This is a genomic window from Janibacter sp. CFPM2_SD2, from assembly GCF_057364645.1.
Map to the genome: position 1 here is coordinate 12,771 of NZ_JBNFOF010000011.1, position 19,039 is coordinate 31,809.

Annotated in this window: 14 protein-coding genes and 5 pseudogenes; 9 read left to right on the forward strand and 10 right to left on the reverse strand. The window is 71.8% G+C overall.

The genetic code is table 11. The features are described 5' to 3' along the window. Positions 1 to 81: 81 nt before the first annotated feature. Positions 82 to 2,599 (forward strand): annotated as a pseudogene (locus AC2W7J_RS02095) (ATP-dependent Clp protease ATP-binding subunit). Positions 2,600 to 2,721: 122 nt separating this feature from the next. Here AC2W7J_RS02095 and AC2W7J_RS02100 read toward each other — a convergent pair. From AC2W7J_RS02100 to AC2W7J_RS02115, 4 genes are all read right to left on the reverse strand, one after another. Continuing rightward, positions 2,722 to 3,345 (reverse strand): TIGR03086 family metal-binding protein, encoded by a 624-nt coding sequence (locus AC2W7J_RS02100; RefSeq protein ID WP_485981278.1) that lies wholly within the window; start codon positions 3,343 to 3,345, stop codon positions 2,722 to 2,724. After that, positions 3,302 to 3,835 carry an SRPBCC family protein gene (locus AC2W7J_RS02105; RefSeq protein ID WP_421008708.1) on the reverse strand — a complete coding sequence of 178 codons (534 nt, stop codon included), beginning with the start codon at positions 3,833 to 3,835 and terminating at the stop codon, positions 3,302 to 3,304. The genes AC2W7J_RS02100 and AC2W7J_RS02105 overlap by 44 nt, the downstream gene beginning before the upstream one ends. Continuing rightward, on the reverse strand, positions 3,832 to 4,200 hold the full coding sequence (locus AC2W7J_RS02110; protein ID WP_427801425.1) for an ArsR/SmtB family transcription factor: 369 nt from the start codon (positions 4,198 to 4,200) through the stop codon (positions 3,832 to 3,834). Before AC2W7J_RS02110 ends, AC2W7J_RS02105 begins: the two co-directional genes overlap by 4 nt. 121 nt (positions 4,201 to 4,321) lie before the next feature. After that, complete coding sequence (locus tag AC2W7J_RS02115; protein WP_485981279.1) at positions 4,322 to 4,993, reverse strand: DUF305 domain-containing protein; 672 nt, start codon at positions 4,991 to 4,993, stop codon at positions 4,322 to 4,324. A gap of 185 nt (positions 4,994 to 5,178) precedes the next feature. Between AC2W7J_RS02115 and AC2W7J_RS02120 the strand changes: the two genes are divergently transcribed. Further along, entirely contained in the window at positions 5,179 to 6,603 is a 1,425-nt protein-coding gene (locus AC2W7J_RS02120) for an LVIVD repeat-containing protein (RefSeq protein ID WP_255184287.1), read from the forward strand. 76 nt (positions 6,604 to 6,679) lie between these two features. After that, a complete protein-coding gene (locus tag AC2W7J_RS02125) occupies positions 6,680 to 7,177 on the forward strand; it encodes an amino-acid N-acetyltransferase (protein WP_255184286.1) in 498 nt (165 codons plus the stop codon). A gap of 19 nt (positions 7,178 to 7,196) precedes the next feature. Here AC2W7J_RS02125 and AC2W7J_RS02130 read toward each other — a convergent pair. From AC2W7J_RS02130 to AC2W7J_RS02155, 6 genes and pseudogenes are all read right to left on the reverse strand, one after another. Further along, positions 7,197 to 8,109: pseudogene (locus AC2W7J_RS02130) on the reverse strand (HhH-GPD family protein). Then, the gene (locus tag AC2W7J_RS02135; protein WP_485981281.1) at positions 8,106 to 9,332 is read right to left on the reverse strand and encodes a hypothetical protein; all 1,227 of its coding nucleotides are present in this window, start codon (positions 9,330 to 9,332) and stop codon (positions 8,106 to 8,108) included. Before AC2W7J_RS02135 ends, AC2W7J_RS02130 begins: the two are co-directional and overlap by 4 nt. Position 9,333: 1 nt before the next feature. After that, on the reverse strand, positions 9,334 to 10,410 hold the full coding sequence (disA, locus tag AC2W7J_RS02140; protein WP_255184283.1) for a DNA integrity scanning diadenylate cyclase DisA: 1,077 nt from the start codon (positions 10,408 to 10,410) through the stop codon (positions 9,334 to 9,336). Positions 10,411 to 10,419: 9 nt separating this feature from the next. Beyond that, positions 10,420 to 11,817, reverse strand: a complete 1,398-nt coding sequence (radA, locus tag AC2W7J_RS02145; RefSeq protein WP_485981286.1) for a DNA repair protein RadA — start codon at positions 11,815 to 11,817, stop codon at positions 10,420 to 10,422. 90 nt (positions 11,818 to 11,907) lie between these two features. Continuing rightward, positions 11,908 to 13,284, reverse strand: a pseudogene (locus AC2W7J_RS02150) (FAD-binding oxidoreductase); the annotation flags it as partial. Continuing rightward, the gene (locus tag AC2W7J_RS02155; RefSeq protein ID WP_485981283.1) at positions 13,281 to 14,123 is read right to left on the reverse strand and encodes a DUF3109 family protein; all 843 of its coding nucleotides are present in this window, start codon (positions 14,121 to 14,123) and stop codon (positions 13,281 to 13,283) included. The pseudogene AC2W7J_RS02150 and the gene AC2W7J_RS02155, both read right to left, overlap by 4 nt. Positions 14,124 to 14,186: 63 nt before the next feature. Here AC2W7J_RS02155 and AC2W7J_RS02160 point away from each other — a divergent pair, with 63 nt between their 5' ends. From AC2W7J_RS02160 to AC2W7J_RS02185, 6 genes and pseudogenes are all read left to right on the forward strand, one after another. Then, the gene (locus AC2W7J_RS02160; protein ID WP_485981284.1) at positions 14,187 to 15,347 is read left to right on the forward strand and encodes a Ppx/GppA phosphatase family protein; all 1,161 of its coding nucleotides are present in this window, start codon (positions 14,187 to 14,189) and stop codon (positions 15,345 to 15,347) included. Beyond that, positions 15,305 to 15,904 (forward strand): annotated as a pseudogene (locus tag AC2W7J_RS02165) (sugar phosphate isomerase/epimerase family protein); the annotation flags it as partial. The gene AC2W7J_RS02160 and the pseudogene AC2W7J_RS02165, both read left to right, overlap by 43 nt. A 115-nt stretch (positions 15,905 to 16,019) precedes the next feature. Further along, a pseudogene (locus tag AC2W7J_RS02170) lies at positions 16,020 to 16,784 on the forward strand (ABC transporter ATP-binding protein). After that, positions 16,781 to 17,515: an ABC transporter permease gene (locus tag AC2W7J_RS02175; protein WP_427801422.1), complete on the forward strand. Its 735-nt coding sequence runs from the start codon at positions 16,781 to 16,783 to the stop codon at positions 17,513 to 17,515. Before AC2W7J_RS02170 ends, AC2W7J_RS02175 begins: the two are co-directional and overlap by 4 nt. Positions 17,516 to 17,539: 24 nt before the next feature. Then, complete coding sequence (locus AC2W7J_RS02180) at positions 17,540 to 18,460, forward strand: diacylglycerol/lipid kinase family protein (RefSeq protein ID WP_427801421.1); 921 nt, start codon at positions 17,540 to 17,542, stop codon at positions 18,458 to 18,460. Next, positions 18,457 to 18,870: a hypothetical protein gene (locus tag AC2W7J_RS02185; RefSeq protein ID WP_485981285.1), complete on the forward strand. Its 414-nt coding sequence runs from the start codon at positions 18,457 to 18,459 to the stop codon at positions 18,868 to 18,870. Before AC2W7J_RS02180 ends, AC2W7J_RS02185 begins: the two co-directional genes overlap by 4 nt. Positions 18,871 to 19,039 lie beyond the last annotated feature (169 nt).

The following is a 19,039-nucleotide window of genomic DNA, read 5'->3' on the forward strand; positions in this document are numbered from 1 at the left end:
CCGTGAGAGGCTCGCCCCCCGGCTCAGGGAGCGAGCACGGTTAGCATCGAGGTCTGAGCACCACGTGAAGGGGTAGATCCCATGTTCGAACGGTTCACCGACCGGGCCCGCCGGGTCGTCGTCCTCGCCCAGGAGGAGGCACGCCTCCTCAACCACAACTACATCGGCACCGAGCACATCCTCCTCGGCCTCATCCACGAGGGCGAGGGTGTCGCCAGCAAGGCGCTGGAGTCGCTCGGCGTCTCCCTCGACGCCGTCCGCGAGCAGGTCCAGGACATCATCGGTCCCGGCCAGCAGGCTCCGTCGGGTCACATCCCCTTCACCCCGCGGGCCAAGAAGGTCCTCGAGCTGTCCCTGCGCGAGGCGCTGCAGCTGGGGCACAACTACATCGGCACCGAGCACATCCTCCTCGGTCTGATCCGCGAGGGCGAGGGCGTCGCCGCCCAGGTCCTCGTCAAGCTGGGCGCCGACTCGGTCGTGTCCGCCAGACCGTCATCCAGCTCATCTCGGGCTACCAGGGTGGCAAGGAGGGCCAGGCCGCTGGCGTCGGCGCCGGCACCGGCCCGGCCGAGGGGCAGCCCGCGGCTCGCTCGTGCTCGACCAGTTCGGTCGAAACCTCACCCAGGCCGCGCGTGAGGGCCAGCTCGACCCGGTCATCGGGCGTGAGCAGGAGATCGAGCGCGTCATGCAGGTGCTCTCGCGCCGCACGAAGAACAACCCCGTCCTCATCGGTGAGCCCGGTGTCGGCAAGTCGGCCGTCGTCGAGGGCCTGGCCCAGGACATCGTCAACGAGGACGTCCCCGAGCCGCTCAAGGACAAGCAGCTCTACACGCTCGACCTCGGCTCGCTCGTCGCCGGCAGCCGCTACCGCGGTGACTTCGAGGAGCGCCTGAAGAAGGTGCTCAAGGAGATCAAGACGCGCGGCGACATCATCCTCTTCATCGACGAGATCCACACCCTCGTGGGTGCGGGTGCCGCCGAGGGCGCGATCGACGCCGCGAGCATCCTCAAGCCGATGCTCGCCCGCGGTGAGCTGCAGACCATCGGCGCGACGACGCTCGAGGAGTACCGCAAGCACATCGAGAAGGACTCGGCCCTCGAGCGCCGCTTCCAGCCGATCCAGGTCGCCGAGCCCTCGCTGGCCCACGCCATCGAGATGCTCAAGGGTCTGCGTGACCGCTACGAGGCCCACCACAAGGTGACGATCACCGACCCGGCGATCGTGGCTGCCGTGACGATGGCCGACCGCTACGTCAACGACCGCTTCCTCCCCGACAAGGCGATCGACCTCATCGACGAGGCGGGCGCGCGCCTGCGCATCCGTCGGATGACGGCCCCCGCCGACCTCAAGGAGTTCGACGACAAGATCGCCAAGGTGCGCCTCGAGAAGGAGTCGGCCATCGACGGCCAGGACTTCGAGAAGGCCGCCGGTCTGCGTGACGACGAGAAGAACCTGCTCGCGGAGAAGGCCCGCCGCGAGGAGGAGTGGAAGGCCGGCGACATGGACGTCGTCGCCGAGGTCGACGAGGAGCTCATCGCCGAGGTGCTCGCCGCCTCGACCGGCATCCCCGTCTTCAAGCTCTCCGAGGAGGAGTCGACGCGACTGCTCAACATGGAGGGCGAGCTGCACAAGCGGGTCGTCGGCAACGACGACGCGATCAAGGCGCTCTCGCAGGCCATCCGACGCACCCGCGCCGGCCTCAAGGACCCGCGTCGCCCCGGCGGCTCGTTCATCTTCGCCGGCCCCACCGGTGTCGGCAAGACCGAGCTGGCCAAGGCCCTCGCGGAGTTCCTCTTCGGCGACGAGGACAGCCTCATCACCCTCGACATGTCGGAGTTCTCCGAGAAGCACACGGTCAGCCGCCTCTTCGGCTCGCCCCCCGGCTACGTCGGCTACGACGAGGGTGGCCAGCTCACCGAGAAGGTGCGCCGCAAGCCCTTCTCCGTGGTGCTCTTCGACGAGGTCGAGAAGGCCCACCCGGAGATCTTCAACTCGCTGCTGCAGGTGCTCGAGGACGGCCGCCTCACCGACTCGCAGGGTCGGATGGTCGACTTCAAGAACACGGTCATCATCATGACGACCAACCTCGGCACGCGGGACATCTCCAAGGGCGCCATGGGCTTCACCTCGAGCACCGACCAGCGCACGGACTACGAGCGCATGAAGGCCAAGGTCACCGACGAGCTGAAGAACCACTTCCGCCCCGAGTTCCTCAACCGCGTCGACGACACGATCGTCTTCCCGCAGCTGAGCCAGGACGAGCTCGTCGAGATCGTCGACCTCGAGGTCGCCAAGCTCGACAAGCGCCTCAAGGACAAGGACATGGGCATCGAGCTCACGCCCGCGGCCAAGGCGCTGCTCGCCAAGCGCGGCTACGACCCGGTCCTCGGTGCCCGCCCGCTCAAGCGCACGATCCAGCGCGAGATCGAGGACGTGCTGTCGGAGAAGATCCTCTTCGGCGAGCTCGTCTCCGGCGAGATCGTCGCGGTCGACGCGACCGGCGAGGGCAAGGACGCCGAGTTCACCTTCAAGGGTGCGCCCAAGGTCGGCGAGCTGGACGTCCCGCTCGTCGAGGCGGGCGACGGTTCCGCCGACTGACCCAGCGCGGACCCTGCAGACGAAGGGGAGGTGGCCAGATCACTGGCCACCTCCCCTTCGCCATCCCCCCCCCTATCTCCGCAAAACCCTAGGGTCTTGCGGAGATCGAGGGCGGTCCGGGCTCAGCCCGCCGGCGGCGCCCAGCGCGGGTCGCGTCCGATGAAGGCGAAGAAGCGCTCCTGGACGCTCGCGTCCTCGGGCACCGGCTGTTGCTCGCCGAACTGGCCGGAAGATCGGATCATCTCGGTGTGCGCCTGCATCCCCGCGAGGGCTTCGGCCAGGTAGGCCTCGTCGAGCCGGTCGTCCTGCCCGGTGGAGCGGGCGAGGTCCCAGGTGTGGAAGACGACGTCGCTCGTGAAGAACTGGTCGAGCATCTGCGGCAGCGGCATCCGGCCGATGTGCTCGTGCTCGAAGACGACCTCCTCGGTCGCCGGGTCGTCGAGCAGCGATCGAAGCTGCGCGTCGAGACCGGCCCACGCGCCGACCGGGTCTTCCTCGGCGGACGGCACGGGGTCCAGGCGCACCTCGCAGCCGGACGCCACGAGTGCCGGCAGCCAGGTCGTCAGGTGACCGACGACGTCGCGGGCCCGCCACTGCGCCACCGGTGTCGGCGCGTCCCAGTCGGTCGTGCCGGCGACCCGTCGCGCGAAGCCGTCCGACGCGACCGGTAGCGGTCGGCGACGGACAGCGACGACAACGAGGTCACGCGACCTCCCCGGCATCGAGCATCGCGTCGAGTGCTGCATAGCCCTCGTTGATGCCGATCTCCATGCCGGAGGCGAGCATCATCTCGCGCGCCTCGAAGGTCGGCAGGACCGAGTGGCCGTGGACGCGCGTCCACCCGTCACCGAGGTCCTCGAAGGTCATCGTGTCGAGCGAGACCCCGTCGGGGAAGCCCTCGAAGGTGAAGGTCTGGACGATCCGGTCGGGGCGCACCTCGTGGAAGCTGCCGAAGAAGTGGAACTCCTGGGTGTCGCCCTGCACGCGCCGCTCGCTGCCCTCCTTCGCGACATTGGTGAAGCGGTAGCTGCCACCAGTGCGCGCGTCCCAGTGGTCGATGATCGTGTCGAGCTCGTCGGGCCCGACCCACCGCTTGTAGAGCTCGGGGTCGGTGTGCGCGCGGTGCAGCTGCGCCGCGGTCGCCTTGAAGTCGCGGGTGATCCGCACGACGGGGACCTCTGGGTCGGCCTCGATCGTCGCGGTCGTGATGTGGTCGGTGCTGGGCTGGGTGCTCATCGGTCTGCTCCTGTGCTCGTGGTGCCCGGGTCGGGCGAAGGGAGGTCGCCGAGGACCTCCTCGAGCCGGGACATGCGTTGCTCGGCTCGCTGCTGGTGCCGCTCGATCCAGCCGGTCATCGTGGCCAGGACATCGGCCTCGAGGTGGACCGGACGGCGTTGGGCCTCCCTGCGCCGGCTGACGAGGCCGGCGTCCTCGAGGACCTTGAGGTGCTTGCTCACGGCCTGGAGGCTGATGTCGTAGGGGGCGGCGAGGTCGTTGACGGTGGCGTCACCGACCGTGAGGCGGGTGACGATGTCCCGCCGGACCGGGTCGGAGAGCGCGGCGAAGGCCCGGGAGAGTCGCTCCTCGGTGTCGTCCTCCATCGCGTGCTCCGTATTCAACCAATAGGTTGAATACGACGGTAGGCCGGTCGACGTGCCGGGTCAAGGGGTGCTGCAGGAGAGGGAGGGGGAGTGGCGATCAGGCCCGCGCCGGGGGTGCGCGTCAGAGACGGCGCTGCATGCCCTTCATCTGGTCGATCTGCTTGGTCTGGGTGACCGAGATGTCGTCGCCGAGCTCGCCGGTGCGCTCGTCGGCGCCCTTGTCTCCCAAGGTCGTGCACATCTCGAGAGCGCCCTCGTGGTGCGCGATCATCAGGTCGAGGTAGAGCCGGTCGACGTCCGCCCCCTTCGCCGTGCGCAGGTCGCTCAGCTGCGCCGGCGTGGCCATGCCGGGCATGTCGGCGTGGTCGTCGTGGCTGCCGTGGCCGCTGCCGCTCGGGTTGCTCGCCTCGATCGGCACCTTCTCGCCCCACGATCGCAGGGTCGAGGCCATCCCCTTCATCTCGGGCTTCTGCTCGTCGCTGATCCGGCTGGCCAGGGAGCGCACCTTGGCGTCGGTCAGGCGCCCCTTGACGATGTCGCCCATGACGACGGCCTGCGCGTGGTGGCGGATCATGTCCTGCAAGAAGGTCACGTCCGCGTCGTTGTGACTCGACGACGGCGTCGCGACGGCGTCGTCGCCGGTCAGCGACGAGTTCGACTCGCCGGGTGTGCCCGGCTGCAGGACCGGTGCATCGGGCGAGGTGGCCGAGGTCGAGGCGTCGTCGCCGCTGCCCGAGCACCCGCCGAGCACGAGGGCGGCAGCGAGGACGAAGGGGGTCAGGCGTGGGCTCACGAGGGCGACGGTAACCCCCCTTCGTCCGTGGTGGGCCGTCACGGGTCGGCCGCGGGTGATCCTGACCAGATCCTGACCAAACCCCGACCCGGAGCGGGGCCGTGGGGCGGCGCCGACACGGAAGGCTTGGCGGATCCCGCGCGGGGCACACCCCGCCCCGGCGGACGCCACCCCGTGGAGGAATCATGCGCAGATCCACCCTGGCCGTCGTCGCGGCCACCGCACTGGTCATGTCGGGGGCGGGCGCCACCAGCGCCCTCGCCGACGGACCCGGTGACCGGATCGGAGTCTCCGGCACCGACCTGGGGACCGACGAGATCGGTCGCAGCAAGAACGTCCAGCACCTGGCCAACATCGCGCCGTCCGGTGCGCTCGCCGAGGGCATCGGCACCGACATCGCCTTCCAGGACGACAAGGCCTTCGTCGGCAACTACGACGGATTCTCGATCATCGACGTCAAGAACCCGCGCCAGCCCAAGACGATCGTCCAGGTGAAGTGCCCGGGCAGCCAGAACGACATCTCCGTCTCCGGCGACCTGCTCTACCTGTCGACCGACTCCTCCCGCAGCGACGACTCGTGCGCCTCGACCTCGCAGTCGGCAACGGTCAAGGAGAGCTGGGAGGGGATCAAGATCTTCGACATCTCCGACCTGCGCAACCCGCAGTACATCAAGTCGGTCGAGACCGCCTGCGGCTCGCACACCCACACGCTCGTCCCGGGCAAGGGCGCCAACAAGGGCACCGACTACCTCTACGTGTCGAGCTACTCGCCGCGCGCCGAGTACCCGGACTGCCAGACGCCGCACGACCTGATCTCGATCGTCAAGGTCGACAAGGCCGCGCCGACCGACGCGTCGGTCATCGCCACGCCCAACCTCTTCCCCGACGGCGGCAACCCCGGTGGCCCCGGCCCCACGCCGATCGCGGGTCGCTCGGCGACGACCGGCTGCCACGACATCACCGCCCTGCCGAGCAAGGACCTCGCGGCGGGCGCGTGCATGGGTGACGGCATCATCATGGACATCAAGGACCCGGAGGCTCCCCAGGTCATCGAGCAGGTCCGGGACGACGAGAACTTCGCCTTCTGGCACTCGGCGACCTTCAACGCCGACGCGAGCAAGGTCGTCTTCACCGACGAGCTCGGCGGTGGCGGCGCCCCGACGTGCACCGCCGACATCGGGCCCAACCGCGGCGCCAACGCGATCTACGACCTGTCCGAGACCGGTCAGCTGACCTTCCGCTCGTACTACAAGATCCAGCGGCACCAGACCGAGACGGAGAACTGCGTCGCGCACAACGGCTCGATCATCCCGGTCAAGGGCAGGGACCTCATGGTCCAGTCCTGGTACCAGGGTGGCGTGAGCGTCTGGGACTTCACCGACTCGAGCAACCCCAAGGAGCTCGGCTACTTCGAGCGAGGTCCGCTGCCGGCCGACGAGGGCATCGGTGGCACGTGGTCGACGTACTACTACAACGGCCACGTCTACTCCTCGGACATCGCCCGCGGCTTCGACGTGCTGAAGTTCAACGACCCCGCCACCAAGCGGGCCGACACGATCCGGATGGGCGAGCTGAACGTCCAGTCCCAGCCGGAGTACACGGTGCGCTGACCCCCCTTCGCGCCGCCGCTCGCCGAGCGGACCGACCTGCGCCCTCGCCCTCGTGGCGGGGGCGTAGGTTTGTCCGGTGACCGTGACCATCCGCCGCGCCCGCACCCGCGACGTGCGCGACATCCGTGCCCTCGTCGCGCCCCTGGCCGAGCGGCGGGTCCTCGTCAGCAAGGACACCGTCGCCTACTTCGAGGGGCTGCAGGAGTTCCGCGTCGCCGAGATCGACGGTCAGGTCGTCGGCTGCGGTGCGTTGCACGTCATGTGGGACGACCTCGCCGAGATCCGCACCCTCGCCGTCTCCGCCGAGCACCTGGGGCACGGTGTCGGAGGCGCCCTGCTCGAGGCGCTTGCCGAGGACGCCGTCGAGCTGGGGGTCGAGCGGCTCTTCTGCCTGACCTTCGAGGTCGACTTCTTCACCCGGCACGGCTTCACCGAGATCGAGGGCCAGGCAGTCGACCCCGACGTCTACGTCGAGCTGCTGCGCTCCTACGACGAGGGCGTCGCCGAGTTCCTCGACCTCGAGCGGGTCAAGCCCAACACCCTCGGCAACACCCGGATGCTGCGCCAGCTCTGACGGACGAAGGGGAGTCCCGTCACCCCGGCAGGGCGTATCCGCCGGCCACCGGCTCGACGAGACCGTCCTCGACGAGCCCGGCAAGGCATCGCTCGACCTTCGCCGGGTCGTCCGGCCACGTGGCGTCGACGTCGCGGCGCGAGACCGGGTCCGCGCTCTCGCGCAGCAGCTGCACGATGCGGCCGCGCACCTGGCGGTCGGTGCCGTGCCAGGCCTGACCGCGCCGTGGCGGCCCCTCGTGCTCCGGGCGGCCCGGCGAGCTGCCAGGCGCACAGGTGGCTGACCGGGCACTCGTCGCAGCGCGGCGAGCGGGCCGTGCAGACGAGGGCGCCCAGCTCCATCGACGCGGCATTCCACCGGTTGGCCTCGTCCCGGTCGGCCGGCATCGAGGCATCGGCCAGGCGCATCTCGGCAGCGGTGAGTGCCGGTGCCGCGTGCTGCGTGCCGCTCACCGTGCGGGCGAGGACCCGGCGGACGTTGGTGTCGACGACGGTGCGCGGGTCCCCGAAGGCGAAGGACGCGACGGCGGCAGCGGTGTAGGGGCCGACGCCGGGCAGGGCGAGCAGGTCGTCTTGGTCGCGCGGGACCTCGCCGTCGTGGCGCTCGACCATCGCCGCGGCCGACTCCCACAGCCGCAGCGCCCGACGTGGGTAACCCAGGCGGTCCCACATGCGCACCGCCTCGCCGGGGGAGTCCGCGGCCAGGTCGGCCGGCGTCGGCCACCGCTCGAGCCAGCGCTCCCAGACCGGCAGCACCCGGGCGACGGGCGTCTGCTGCGACATCACCTCCGAGAGGTAGACACCCCAAGCGGAGCACCGGGGGTCACGCCAGGGCAGGTCACGACCGTGCTCGTCGAACCACGCGAGCACGGCGGTGCGCAGCTGGGCGCTCGCGGCCTCGTCCGCGCCGCGAGTGGTGTCGGGCAGAGTCATGGCAGCTCGATCTCGGCGAAGCGCGGACGGTAACGCTGCGGGTGGGTGTGGAAGTCGGGCTCGCTCGTCGGTGCCTCGCTCCACGAGACGAGGACCGTGCCCGGCGGGGTCGTGAGGTCCGGGTGGGAGAGCACGGTGTAGCGCACCGTCGACGCGTCGTTGCCGAGCGGTCGCACGCGGTGCTTCGTCCACGGCCCGGTGACCGACGGCGCCTTCCACACGGCGAGCTGGTCTCCTTGGAAGTCGCCCTCCTTGCTCACCGCGAACCACGAGCCGTCGCGCTCGAAGACCCCGAGGACGTGCGAGACGCCCTGGTCGGCGCCGACGAGCTGGGCCGCGGGGGTCTGGGCGGCCGCAGGGTCACCGGCGACCCACGAGCTGCCGTCCCAGTACTCCCAGGTGCGCGCGGAGGCGAGCGAACCGGTCGGGGTGCGGGCGACATGCAGCGACCATCCTGCCGTCGTCTTGCCCTCGTCGCTCGCGGTGCCGAAGACATAGGTCCACGGACCCTCGTCCCACATCGCGGCGCCCCACGTCGGCACCCGCGGGTCGGTGCTGCGTGCGGTGACCGCCCGGTGCGACACGAGCCGCGGCATCCGGTTGGTCGGGACCTCGAAGGTCGCCAGGCCGGTCCCGATCGTCTCGAAGTCGCGCCCGCCGAGTTCGTGCACGGTCGCGGTGAGCACCTGCACCCGGGTGCCCCCGGGCACGGGGTCGGCGCGCAACGACATCGGCCAGTGGCCGAGATCGCCGGTGTCGGGGATGACCGCACCGTCGCCTTCGACGCGCATGGCCTTGAGGCAGCCGCCGTTGGCGACGAGCACCGAGTTGCGCACCATGAAGGGGCCGACGACGTCCGTGTCCCGCACCGTGTCGCCGTAGACGAAGAGCCGTCGGCCGTCGGCGAGCATGACCGAGCCGCCGTGGTCGGCGCCCTGCAGCCGCGGCTCGCCGTCGAGCTGGGTCATGAGGGTGTTCATCCCTGCGGCGTCGGTCGGTGTGGGCAGGTCGCAGGGGCGCCCCGGATCAGTGCCATGCGTGGACAGGGCGGTCGCCGTCGGTGTGGGCGAAGGGGGAGTCCGTTGCCTCGTCAGGATGGGCGCTCCCGCCCGGTCGGCTGCACCAGCCAGCGTCGCCTCGACGTCGGCGCTGCGGGTCCATCCGAACCACGCGCCACCGATCACCAGCCCGCCGGCGAGCAGCGAGACCAGGAATCGGAGCACGTCAGACGTACCGCTCGAGGATCGAGCTCTCCGCGAGTCGTGACAGACCCTCGCGGACGGTGCGGGCGCGCAGCTCGCCGACCCCCTCGACGGCCATCAGGTCGTCGATGCCGGCCGCGAGCAGTCGTTGCAGCGAGCCGAAGTGGAGGACGAGCCGGTCGACGATGGCGCCCGGCAGGCGCGGGATCTTGCCGAGGATGCGCAGTCCGCGTGGGCTGACCGACGCGTCGAGCGACTCTCCCACGATCGCGAAGCCGAGCGACTTGGCGACGTGGCCGAGGTCGAGCAGCTCGGTGGCGTCGAGCGCCGAGAGGTTGTCCATGACCCCTTGGGCGTCGGCGACCGGCCCCTTGGGGTCGAGGTAGTCGAGGATGACCGCGTTGAGGTCGTCGTCGAGGCCAGCCGTCAGCTCCTCGAGCTGGAGGGTGAGCAGGCGGCCGTCGATGCCGAGCTCGAGGACGTACTCGGCGATCTCGGCGTGGATGCGGCGGACCATCTCGAGGCGCTGGAGGACGACGGCGACGTCCCGGACGGTGACGAGGTCCTCGATCTCGAGGGCCGACAGCGAGCCGGTGACCTCGTTGAGCCGGGTCGTGTAGCGCTCGAGCGTCTGCATCGCCTGGTTTGCCTGGGAGACGAGCTCGGGCGTCGTGCGCAGGACGTGCCGTCGGCCGTCGACGTAGAGGGCGATGATGTGCATCGACTGGCTCACCGAGACGACGGGGTGCCCGGTCTGCCGGGCGACCCGCTCGGCCGTGCGGTGCCGGGTGCCGCTCTCGAGGGTCTCGATGCTCGGGTCGGGGACGAGCTGGACCGCGGCCTTGAGGATCTTCGAGACGCCGGAGTCGACGACGACGGCTCCGTCCATCTTCGCCAGCTCGCGCAGGCGGGTCGCGGAGAACTCGATGTTGAGGTCGAAGCCCCCGGTGCACAGGCTCTCGACGAGCCTGTCGTGCCCGAGCACCACGAGGGCGCCGGTGTTGCCCCGCAGGATCCGCTCGAGCCCGTCGCGCAGCACGGTGCCCGGCGCGACCGCGGCGAGGGTCGTCCGGAAGAGGTCGTCGTCTGGGTCGGCCACCCGGCGAGTCTATGACGAGGGGAGTCGGTGGACGGTCCCTCCGGTGTGCCGCTGCCGCATCTCGGAGATCGCCTGCCCGACGTCGGTCACCTCGACGACGTCCATGCCGGCCGGGGGAGCGGCGTCGGCGAGCGCCCCGACGGGGACGAGCGCGGTGCGGAACCCGAGCCGGGCCGCTTCCGTGAGCCGCCGGGCGACACCCACGGCCGGCCGCACCTCGCCGCTCAGGCCGATCTCGCCGAGCGCGAGCAGGGTGTGCGGCACCGGCTCGGCGAGGACGGCGCTGGCGATGGCGATGGCGACGGCGAGGTCGCTGGAGGGCTCGGTGATCTTGACGCCGCCGACCGTCGAGACGTAGGTGTCCTGGGTGCCGATGGGCGCCCCGGCCCGCTTGTCGAGGACGGCGATGACCATGGCGAGCCGGCCGCTGTCGAGACCGACGTTGGCGCGGCGCGGGGTCGGGATCTGCGACGGCGAGACGAGCGACTGCACCTCGACGACGAGCGGTCGCCGCCCTTCGAGCGTGACGGTCGCGCACGTGCCCGGGACGTTGATGTGGCGGCTGGAGAGGAAGAGGCCGCTGGGGTCGGACAGGCCGATGATCCCGGCGTCGGTGAGGTCGAAGCACCCGACCTCGTCGGTCGGGCCGAAGCGGTTCTTCACCGCGCGGACCAGGCGCAGCCGGGTGTGCCGGTCACCCTCGAACTGCACGACGACGTCGACGAGGTGTTCGAGGACGCGGGGTCCGGCGATCGAGCCGTCCTTGGTCACGTGGCCGACGAGCAGGATCGCGAAGCCACCCTCCTTGGCCGCCTGGATGAGTGACCCGGCGACCTCGCGGACCTGGCTGACATTGCCCGCAGCACCGTCGACCTCGGTCGAGGCGATCGTCTGCACCGAGTCGATGACGACGAGGTCGGGCCGCACCTGCTCGATCTGCGCGAGGGCGGTCGCCAGGTCGGTCTCGGCGGCGAGGTAGAGCCCGTCGGTCACGGCCCCGATGCGCTCCGCGCGCCCGCGCACCTGCGCGGCCGACTCCTCGCCGGTGATGTAGAGGACGCGCCGCCCCTCGCCGACACGGGCGGACACGTCGAGGAGCAGGGTCGACTTGCCGATGCCGGGCTCACCGGCCACGAGGACGACCGACCCGGGGACGAGCCCGCCGCCGAGCACCCGGTCGAACTCCGGGACGCCGGTCGAGCGGTGGGTCGCCTGCTCGCCGTCGATCTCGCGGATCGGCACGGCCGGGCGCTGCACCCGGGCGGCCGCGAGGGTGCGCGTCGTCGCGCCGCCGACCTCGTCGACGCTGCCCCACGCCTGGCACTCGCCGCATCGCCCGACCCACTTGACCGTGGTCCAGCCGCACTCGCTGCAGCGGTAGGTCGGTCCGCCCTTCTTCGTCGCCATGGCCGCCAACCTACGTGCCGCCCCCGACACCCCCTTCACGAACTCAAGGAGATGCGAAGGGGGTGAGAGCTCGGCGAGCATCTTGCCGGGGTTGAGGATGCCCAGCGGGTCGAGCGCCGCCTTGACCGCCAGGTGCACCCGCCGGGAGCCCTCGTCGAGCTCGCGGGCCAGCCAGCGGCGCTTGAGGTGGCCGACGCCGTGCTCGCCGGTGATCGTGCCGCCGAGCTCGAGGCCGAGCTCCATGATCGCGTCGAAGGCCGCATCGGCCCGGGAGACGCTGTCGGGGTCGCTCGTGTCGAAGAAGACCGAGGGGTGGGTGTTGCCGTCGCCGGCGTGCGCGACGACCGCGATCGTCAGCCCCGACTCCTGCCGGATCGTCTCGAGCCGGTCGTAGAACTCGGGCAGCCGGGTGCGCGGCAGGCAGACGTCGTCGAGAAGCTGCCCGCCGCCGTGCGCCTGCGCCCACCGCTCGAAGGAGGGCTGGGCCATCCGCCGCATCGCGACGAGCGCGGCGCTGTCGGCGGGGTCGTCGGAGACGGCGACGTCGAGGGCCCCGTGCTCCTGCGCGAAGCGCCCCAGCGCCTCGACCTCCGCCTGCGCGGCATCGCGGCTGCCACCGCCGTCGGACTGCACGAGCAGCATGGCGCCGGCCTGCGCGTCGAGGTCGGTGTGCCCCGTCTCGCGGAGCATCTCCAGGGTCGTGCGGTCCATCGACTCGACGAGGCAGGGCTGCGCCCCCGAGGCCATGAGGTCGGCGACCGTCGCTGCGGCAGAACGGATGTCGGCGAAGGTCGCCACCGCGGTGAGCGGCTCCGGCAGCGTCGGCACCAGCCGCAGGGTCACCTCGACGACGACCCCGAGCGTGCCCTCCGACCCGACGAAGAGGCCGCGAAGGTCGAGGCCGGCGACCCCCTTCGCCGTCGTCGTGCCGAGGGTGGTGAGGGTGCCGTCGGCGAGGACGACGCGCAGCCGGCGCACGTAGTCGCGGGTGACGCCGTAGCGCACGCAGCACAGCCCGCCGGCGTTGGTCGCGACGTTGCCGCCGATCGACGAGATCGCGACAGACCCGGGATCCGGCGGGTAGGACAGGCCGTGCGGCGCGAGCACGTCCTTGAGGTCCTGGTTGATGATCCCCGGCTCGACGGTGACGGTGCGCTCGGCGGCGTCGACCTCGAGCACCCGGTCCATGCGCTCCAGCGAGAGCAGGATGCAGCCGGGCACGGCATTGGCCCCGCCGGACAGCCCGGTCCGGGTGCCCTGCGGCACGACCGGCACCCGGTGCCGCGTCGCGAAGCGCATCGTCGCCTGCACGTCGGCGACCGTGCGTGCCCGCACGAGGGCGACCGCGCCGTCGGCGGGGCAGAAGAGCGCCTGGTCCGTGGAGTAGGACCCCACGACGTCGGCGTCGGTGACGAGCACGCCGTCGCCGAGCTCGTCGGCGAGCTCCGTGAGGTCGAAGGGGGTCACGCCCGCTCCTCGCGTGCGGCCAGCGTGGCCGGGTGGACGAGCAGGGGCAGCAGTGCCCTGCCCGAGGGCGAAGGGCGTCCGTCTCGCGTCGTCGCGGTGGCCGCGGCCACGAGCTCGAGGTGGGCCTCGCAGCGGGCCGCGAGCTCGTCGTAGCCGGACTGCCCCATGAGCTCGATCAGGCCCGGTCGCTCGGTGACGTAGACCGGGTCGGCGGCGACGTGGGCGTCGGGGCTGCCGGAGCAGTACCAGTCGAGCTCGTGGCCGCCCGGGCCCCAGCCGCGGCGGTCGTACTCGCCGATGCTCACCTCGAGATGGCTGCTCCCGTCGGGCAGCTCGACGGTGCGATAGGTGCGGCGTATCGGCAGCTGCCAGCACACGTCCGGCTTGACCGTGTGCGGCTCGACCCCGGTGAGCATGGCGTGCTGGTGCAGCGAGCAGCCGGCGCCGGCGGGGAAGCCCGGGCGGTTCAAGAAGATGCAGGCGCCGTCGACGACCTTCGTCTTGAGGTCGCCGTCCTCCTTCTCCGTCCACGCCGACGTGCGGGTCGTGCCGGGGTGCAGCTCCCACTCGTCCTCGCCGAGCTCGTCGACGACCGCCTTGACCCGGGCGACGTCGTCCTTGTCGGTGAAGTGCGCTCCGAGGACGCAGCAGCCGAAGTCGGGCTGGTCGGCGTCGATGCCGTGGCAACCGGAGCCGAAGACGCAGGTCCACGACGAGGTGAGCCAGGTCAGGTCGCAGCGGAAGCGCTGGCCCTCGTCGGCCGGGTCGTCGAACTCGACCCAGGTGCGTGCGGTCTGCAGGTCGGTCTCGCCTGGGTGCACGGGGTGGTCGTCGCTCACGCGCGCCACCCTATGCCCCGTCCGCTTCTGGTGGCCGGTGGATCTGCGTCTACTGTTGCCCCCGTGCGCCTGGGTGTCATCGACGTCGGTTCCAACACCGTCCATCTGCTCATCGTCGACGCCCACCACGGTGCGGCGCCGATCCCTGCGACCTCCCACAAGATCCTGCTGCGGCTGTCCGAGCACGTCGACGACGCCGGCCGCATCGACGCCACGGGCGCGGCCGACCTCTCGCGCTTCGTCGCCGAGTGCCTCGATGTCGCCGAGGACCACGGGGTCGAGGAGATCCTCCCCTTCGCCACGAGCGCGGTGCGCGAGGCGCCCAACGGCGACGAAGTGCTCGCCCGGGTTCGTGCCGACACGGGCGTCGACCTGCGGGTGCTCAGCGGTGAGGACGAGGCGCGCCTGACCTTCCTCGCAGCCCGCCGCTGGGCCGGCTGGTCCGCCGGGCGCCTGCTCGTCATCGACATCGGCGGCGGCTCGCTCGAGCTGACCCTCGGCGACGACGAGGACCCCGACATCGCCAAGTCGCTCCTCCTGGGTGCCGGGCGGGTCACCCGTGACCTGCTGGCGGGCGACCCCCCTTCGGCGCAGGAGATCAAGGCCGCCCGCCGCGCGGTCCGCGCCACCCTGGCCAAGGAGATCCGGCCCTACGCCAAGGCGAGCTCGCCCGACACCGTCCTCGGCACGAGCAAGACGATGCGCTCCCTGGCCCGCATCGCGGGCGCCGCGCCGAGCGCCGACGGGCCCTACGTCGACCGGCGGCTGCGCCTGGAGGACGTCACCGCGACGATCGCCCGGATCTCGACGATGACCGCAGCACGAGCGCGTCGGGCTGCCGGGCGTCTCCGCCTCGCGCGCCCACCAGCTGCTCGCCGGCGGCATCGTCGCCGAGGCCGCGATGGACCTGCTCGGCGTGCCGGAGCTGACGATCTGCCCCTGGGCGCTGCGCGAGGGAGTGCTGCTGCGCTACCTCGACCTGATGAGCTGACCCGACCCCGCTGGTCGAGGTGCGAGCTCGCGAGCCACCCGCCAGCGCCTCGCCCCGGGTCTACGCTCGACGCATGGCTTCACGTCACCCGCACATCCCGGTGGGCCTGTCCACCGCCTCGGTCTACCCGGAGGGCGCCGCCGCGGCCTTCGAGATGGCGGCGGACCTGGGCTACGACGGCGTCGAGGTCATGGTCTGGGCCGACCCGATCTCGCAGAGCGCCGGTGCGCTGAGGGCGCTCGCCGACCACCACGGGCTCGACATCCTCTCGATCCACGCGCCGACCCTGCTGCTCACGCAGCGCGTCCTCAGCGCCGACCCGTGGGGCAAGGTCGACGGGTCGATCGAGCTCGCGCAGGAGGTCGGTGCGCCGACGGTCGTGCTCCACCCGCCCTTCCGCTGGCAGAAGGAGTACGCCCGCGGCTTCGCCGAGGGCGTCGCCGAGCGCGAGCACGCCTCCGGCATCACCCTCGCGGTGGAGAACATGTTCCCGTGGGCCGCCCGCGGCCGGCAGGTGCAGGCCTACCTGCCGCACTGGGACCCCGTGCCGCAGCCCTACGACCACGTGACGATCGACCTGTCGCACACCGCGACAGCGCGCAGCGACGCGATGCAGATGGTCCTCGACCTCGGTGGGCGCCTCTCCCACATCCACCTCGCCGACGGCATGCTCACGACGCTCAAGGACGACCACCTCGTCCCGGGCCGCGGCACCCAGCCCTGCGCCGAGGTGCTGCAGCACCTGACGACGAGCGGCTTCGACGGCGCCGTCGTCCTCGAGGTCGGCACCCGCAAGAAGCCCCACGAGCGCGAGGCCGACCTGCGCGAGTCGCTCGACTTCGCCCGACGGCACCTCGGCAGCTCGCGGACGAGCCGAGCCCCGCCCACGCCGAGTCGGCGTCGTGATGTCGGCCCGCGGTCGTCGGGGCGGCGAGCGGGCTCCCTTCGTCGGCGCGCACGCGATCGAGATCGACGGGCTGCAGGTGACCCGCGGTGGTCGCCGCGTCATCCCCGATCTCTCCCTCGGTGTGCCGAAGGGAGAGATCGTCGGCCTCCTCGGGCCGAGCGGCGGGGGCAAGTCCACCGTCATGCGTGCGGTCGTCGGGGTGCAGCGGGTCGATGGGGGCCGGGTCGAGGTCCTCGGCCGGCCGGCCGGGCACCCCGAGCTGCGGCACCGGGTCGGCTACGTCACCCAGGCACCGAGCGTCTACGGCGACCTCACGGTGGGGGGAAAAATGTCTCCCACCTCGCCCGGCTCCTCGGCGTGCGGGACCCGCGCAGCGCGGCGCGGGAGGCGATCGCCCGCGTCGACCTGACGAGCCACGTCGACGCGCGCACCGATGCGCTCTCGGGCGGCAGCGCAGCCGCGCCAGCCTCGCAGCGGCCCTCGTCGGTTCTCCCGAGCTGCTCGTGCTCGACGAGCCGACCGTCGGGCTCGACCCCGTCCTGCGGCGCGACCTGTGGGACCTCTTCCGCGGGCTCGCCGACGACGGCGTGACCCTCCTCGTCTCCAGCCACGTCATGGACGAGGCCTCCCGGTGCGACCGGCTCGTCCTCCTGCGCGAAGGGGAGGTCCTCGCCGACGACACCCCGGCCGGCTCCTCGAGCGCACCGGCGCCGCCGACGCGGAGAGCGCCTTCCTCGCGCTCGTGGACGAGGTGGCGGCATGAGCCCGCGACTGACCCTCGTCACCGTCGCCCGAGTGCTGCGGCAGCTCACCCGCGACCACCGCACGCTCGGTCTCCTGCTCGTCGTGCCGGTCGTCCTCATGTGCCTGCTCGCGTGGATCTACGCCGACGGCGTGCTCTTCGAGCAGGTCGGGCCGGTGCTGCTCACGGTCTTCCCCTTCGTCGTCATGTTCGTCGTGACGAGCGTCGCCACGCTGCGCGAGCGCACGAGCGGCACCCTCGAACGGCTGCTCACCACACCCCTGGGCAAGGCCGACCTCGTCCTCGGCTACGCGCTCGCCTTCGGCCTGCTCGCCGTCGTCCAGGGGGCGGTCGTCACGGCCGTCTCGGTGTGGCTCCTCGGGCTCGACACCGCCGCGACGTCGGCCTGGCTCGTGCTCGTCGTCGTCGCGAGCGGGGTCCTCGGGACCTCGCTCGGACTGCTCGCGTCGGCCTTCGCGGCCACCGAGTTCCAGGCCGTCCAGCTCATGCCAGCCACGGTGCTGCCGCAGTTCCTCCTCTGCGGGCTGCTCGTGCCGCGCGACCGGCTGCCGCGCGCGCTCGAGCTCGTCTCCGACGTCCTGCCGCTGTCCTACGTCGTCGACGCGGCGACCTCGGTCGCGCGGCAGCCCGACCCGGGGGGCGACCTCGTCACCCCGCTGCTCGTCATCGCCGGCTGGATCGTCGTGGCCCTCGCCCTCGGGAGCCTCACCCTGCGCCGCCGGACCGGGTGAGCGCAGGACCGTAGGCTGACGGTCGTGAGACGACTGCTCTTCATCGCCAATGCCTCTGCGGGCAGCTCCGACCGGGAGGCCCAGGAGGCCGCGCTGGCCGTGCTGCGCGAGGGCGGCGACGTCGAGGTCGTCGAGACCGAGTCGATCGACGACCTCACCGAGGCGATCGCCGCGCGCGACGGCCGCGAGGTCGTCGTCGCCGGGGGAGACGGGTCGCTGCACGCCTTCGTCACCGCCCTGTGCCGCACCGGTGACCTCGGCGAGGACCCGCCGACCGTCGGCCTGCTCCCGATGGGGACGGGCAACGACTTCGCTCGTGCGACGGGCCTGCCCAAGGACCCCGCCGAGGCGGCTCGCATCGTCCTGGCCAGCCCGGTGCGCCCGGTGGACGTCCTCATCGACGACGACGACAACCTCGTGGCCAATGCCGTGCACATCGGCGTGGGCGAGGAGGCCGGTCGCATCGCCGCCCCGTGGAAGGAGCGCCTGGGCAAGGTGCACCTGGGGATCCTCGGCTATGCCATCGGCGGCATCTCCGCCGGCGTCGGGCAGCAGGGACGTCACCTCGAGGTGATCGCCGACGACGAGGTCATCGCCGACGGCAGCCGGCGCGTGCTGCAGGTCGCGGCGACGATCGGCACGAGCGTCGGTGGTGGCTCGACGATCGCCCCCGACGCCGAGCCGGGCGACGGCCGCGCCGAGGTCGTCGTCTCCTTCGCCGTCGCCCCGAAGCGTCGGCTGCGCTACGCCCTGCACCTCAGCCGCGGGACGCACACCGAGCTCGACGACGTCGTGACCCGCCGAGCCAGGACCGTCACCGTCCGCGGGGTCAACCACCGCTTCGCCGCCAACGCCGACGGCGAGGAGCTCGACCCGGCCAAGGAGCGGACCTGGCGGGTCGTGCCCGAGGCCTACCGCCTGCACACCCCGGAGGAGACCACGTGAGTGCCCTCAACCCCGACCACCTGCGCACGCGCCTGCTCGACGCGCTCGTCGCCCCGGGGGCCCGGCAGCGCACCGAGCGGTCGCGGCTGGTCCAGGCCGCTCGGGAGCGGTTCGTCGCCGGCGAGGACGTCGACGACGCCGTCGCCACGGCGGCCTGGCTGCGCCGTACCAACCGCCTGGCGGCCCTCCACCCGCTCCTTCCGGCCGCGACCGACGCCGCGGGTGTCGAGGCGACGGTCACCGAGGCGACGACGGCCATCGAGCGCATCGCCCCCGTCACGCCGGCGGTGACTACCACTCCGAGCTCTACCTCGCGCCCGAGCACCTGGGCCTGGGGCAGGACGCCGCCCGCGCCGAGCAGGCCCTGCGCCGGATCTGCACGACCGGTGACGACCACCGTGTCGACGTGACCCTGCGCTCCGGCCCCGACCACGCGATGGACGCGTTGCTCGACCTCGTCCAGCGGGTGCGCCTGGAGCACCCGCGCCTGACGACCTCGCTCGTCGCGCGCCGTCACCGCTCCGAGGCCGACGCCGCGATGCTCGCCGCCACCGGCGCACGGGTGCGCCTCGTGCGGCG

Coding starts and splice junctions, on each gene's coding strand:
- AC2W7J_RS02100 (WP_485981278.1), bottom strand. CDS start 3,345: ATGCAGCACTCGACGCGATGCTCGATGCCGGGGAGGTCGCGTGACCTC.
- AC2W7J_RS02105 (WP_421008708.1), bottom strand. CDS start 3,835: ATGAGCACCCAGCCCAGCACCGACCACATCACGACCGCGACGATCGAG.
- AC2W7J_RS02110 (WP_427801425.1), bottom strand. CDS start 4,200: ATGGAGGACGACACCGAGGAGCGACTCTCCCGGGCCTTCGCCGCGCTC.
- AC2W7J_RS02120 (WP_255184287.1), top strand. CDS start 5,179: ATGCGCAGATCCACCCTGGCCGTCGTCGCGGCCACCGCACTGGTCATG.
- radA (WP_485981286.1), bottom strand. CDS start 11,817: ATGGCGACGAAGAAGGGCGGACCGACCTACCGCTGCAGCGAGTGCGGC.
- AC2W7J_RS02175 (WP_427801422.1), top strand. CDS start 16,781: ATGAGCCCGCGACTGACCCTCGTCACCGTCGCCCGAGTGCTGCGGCAG.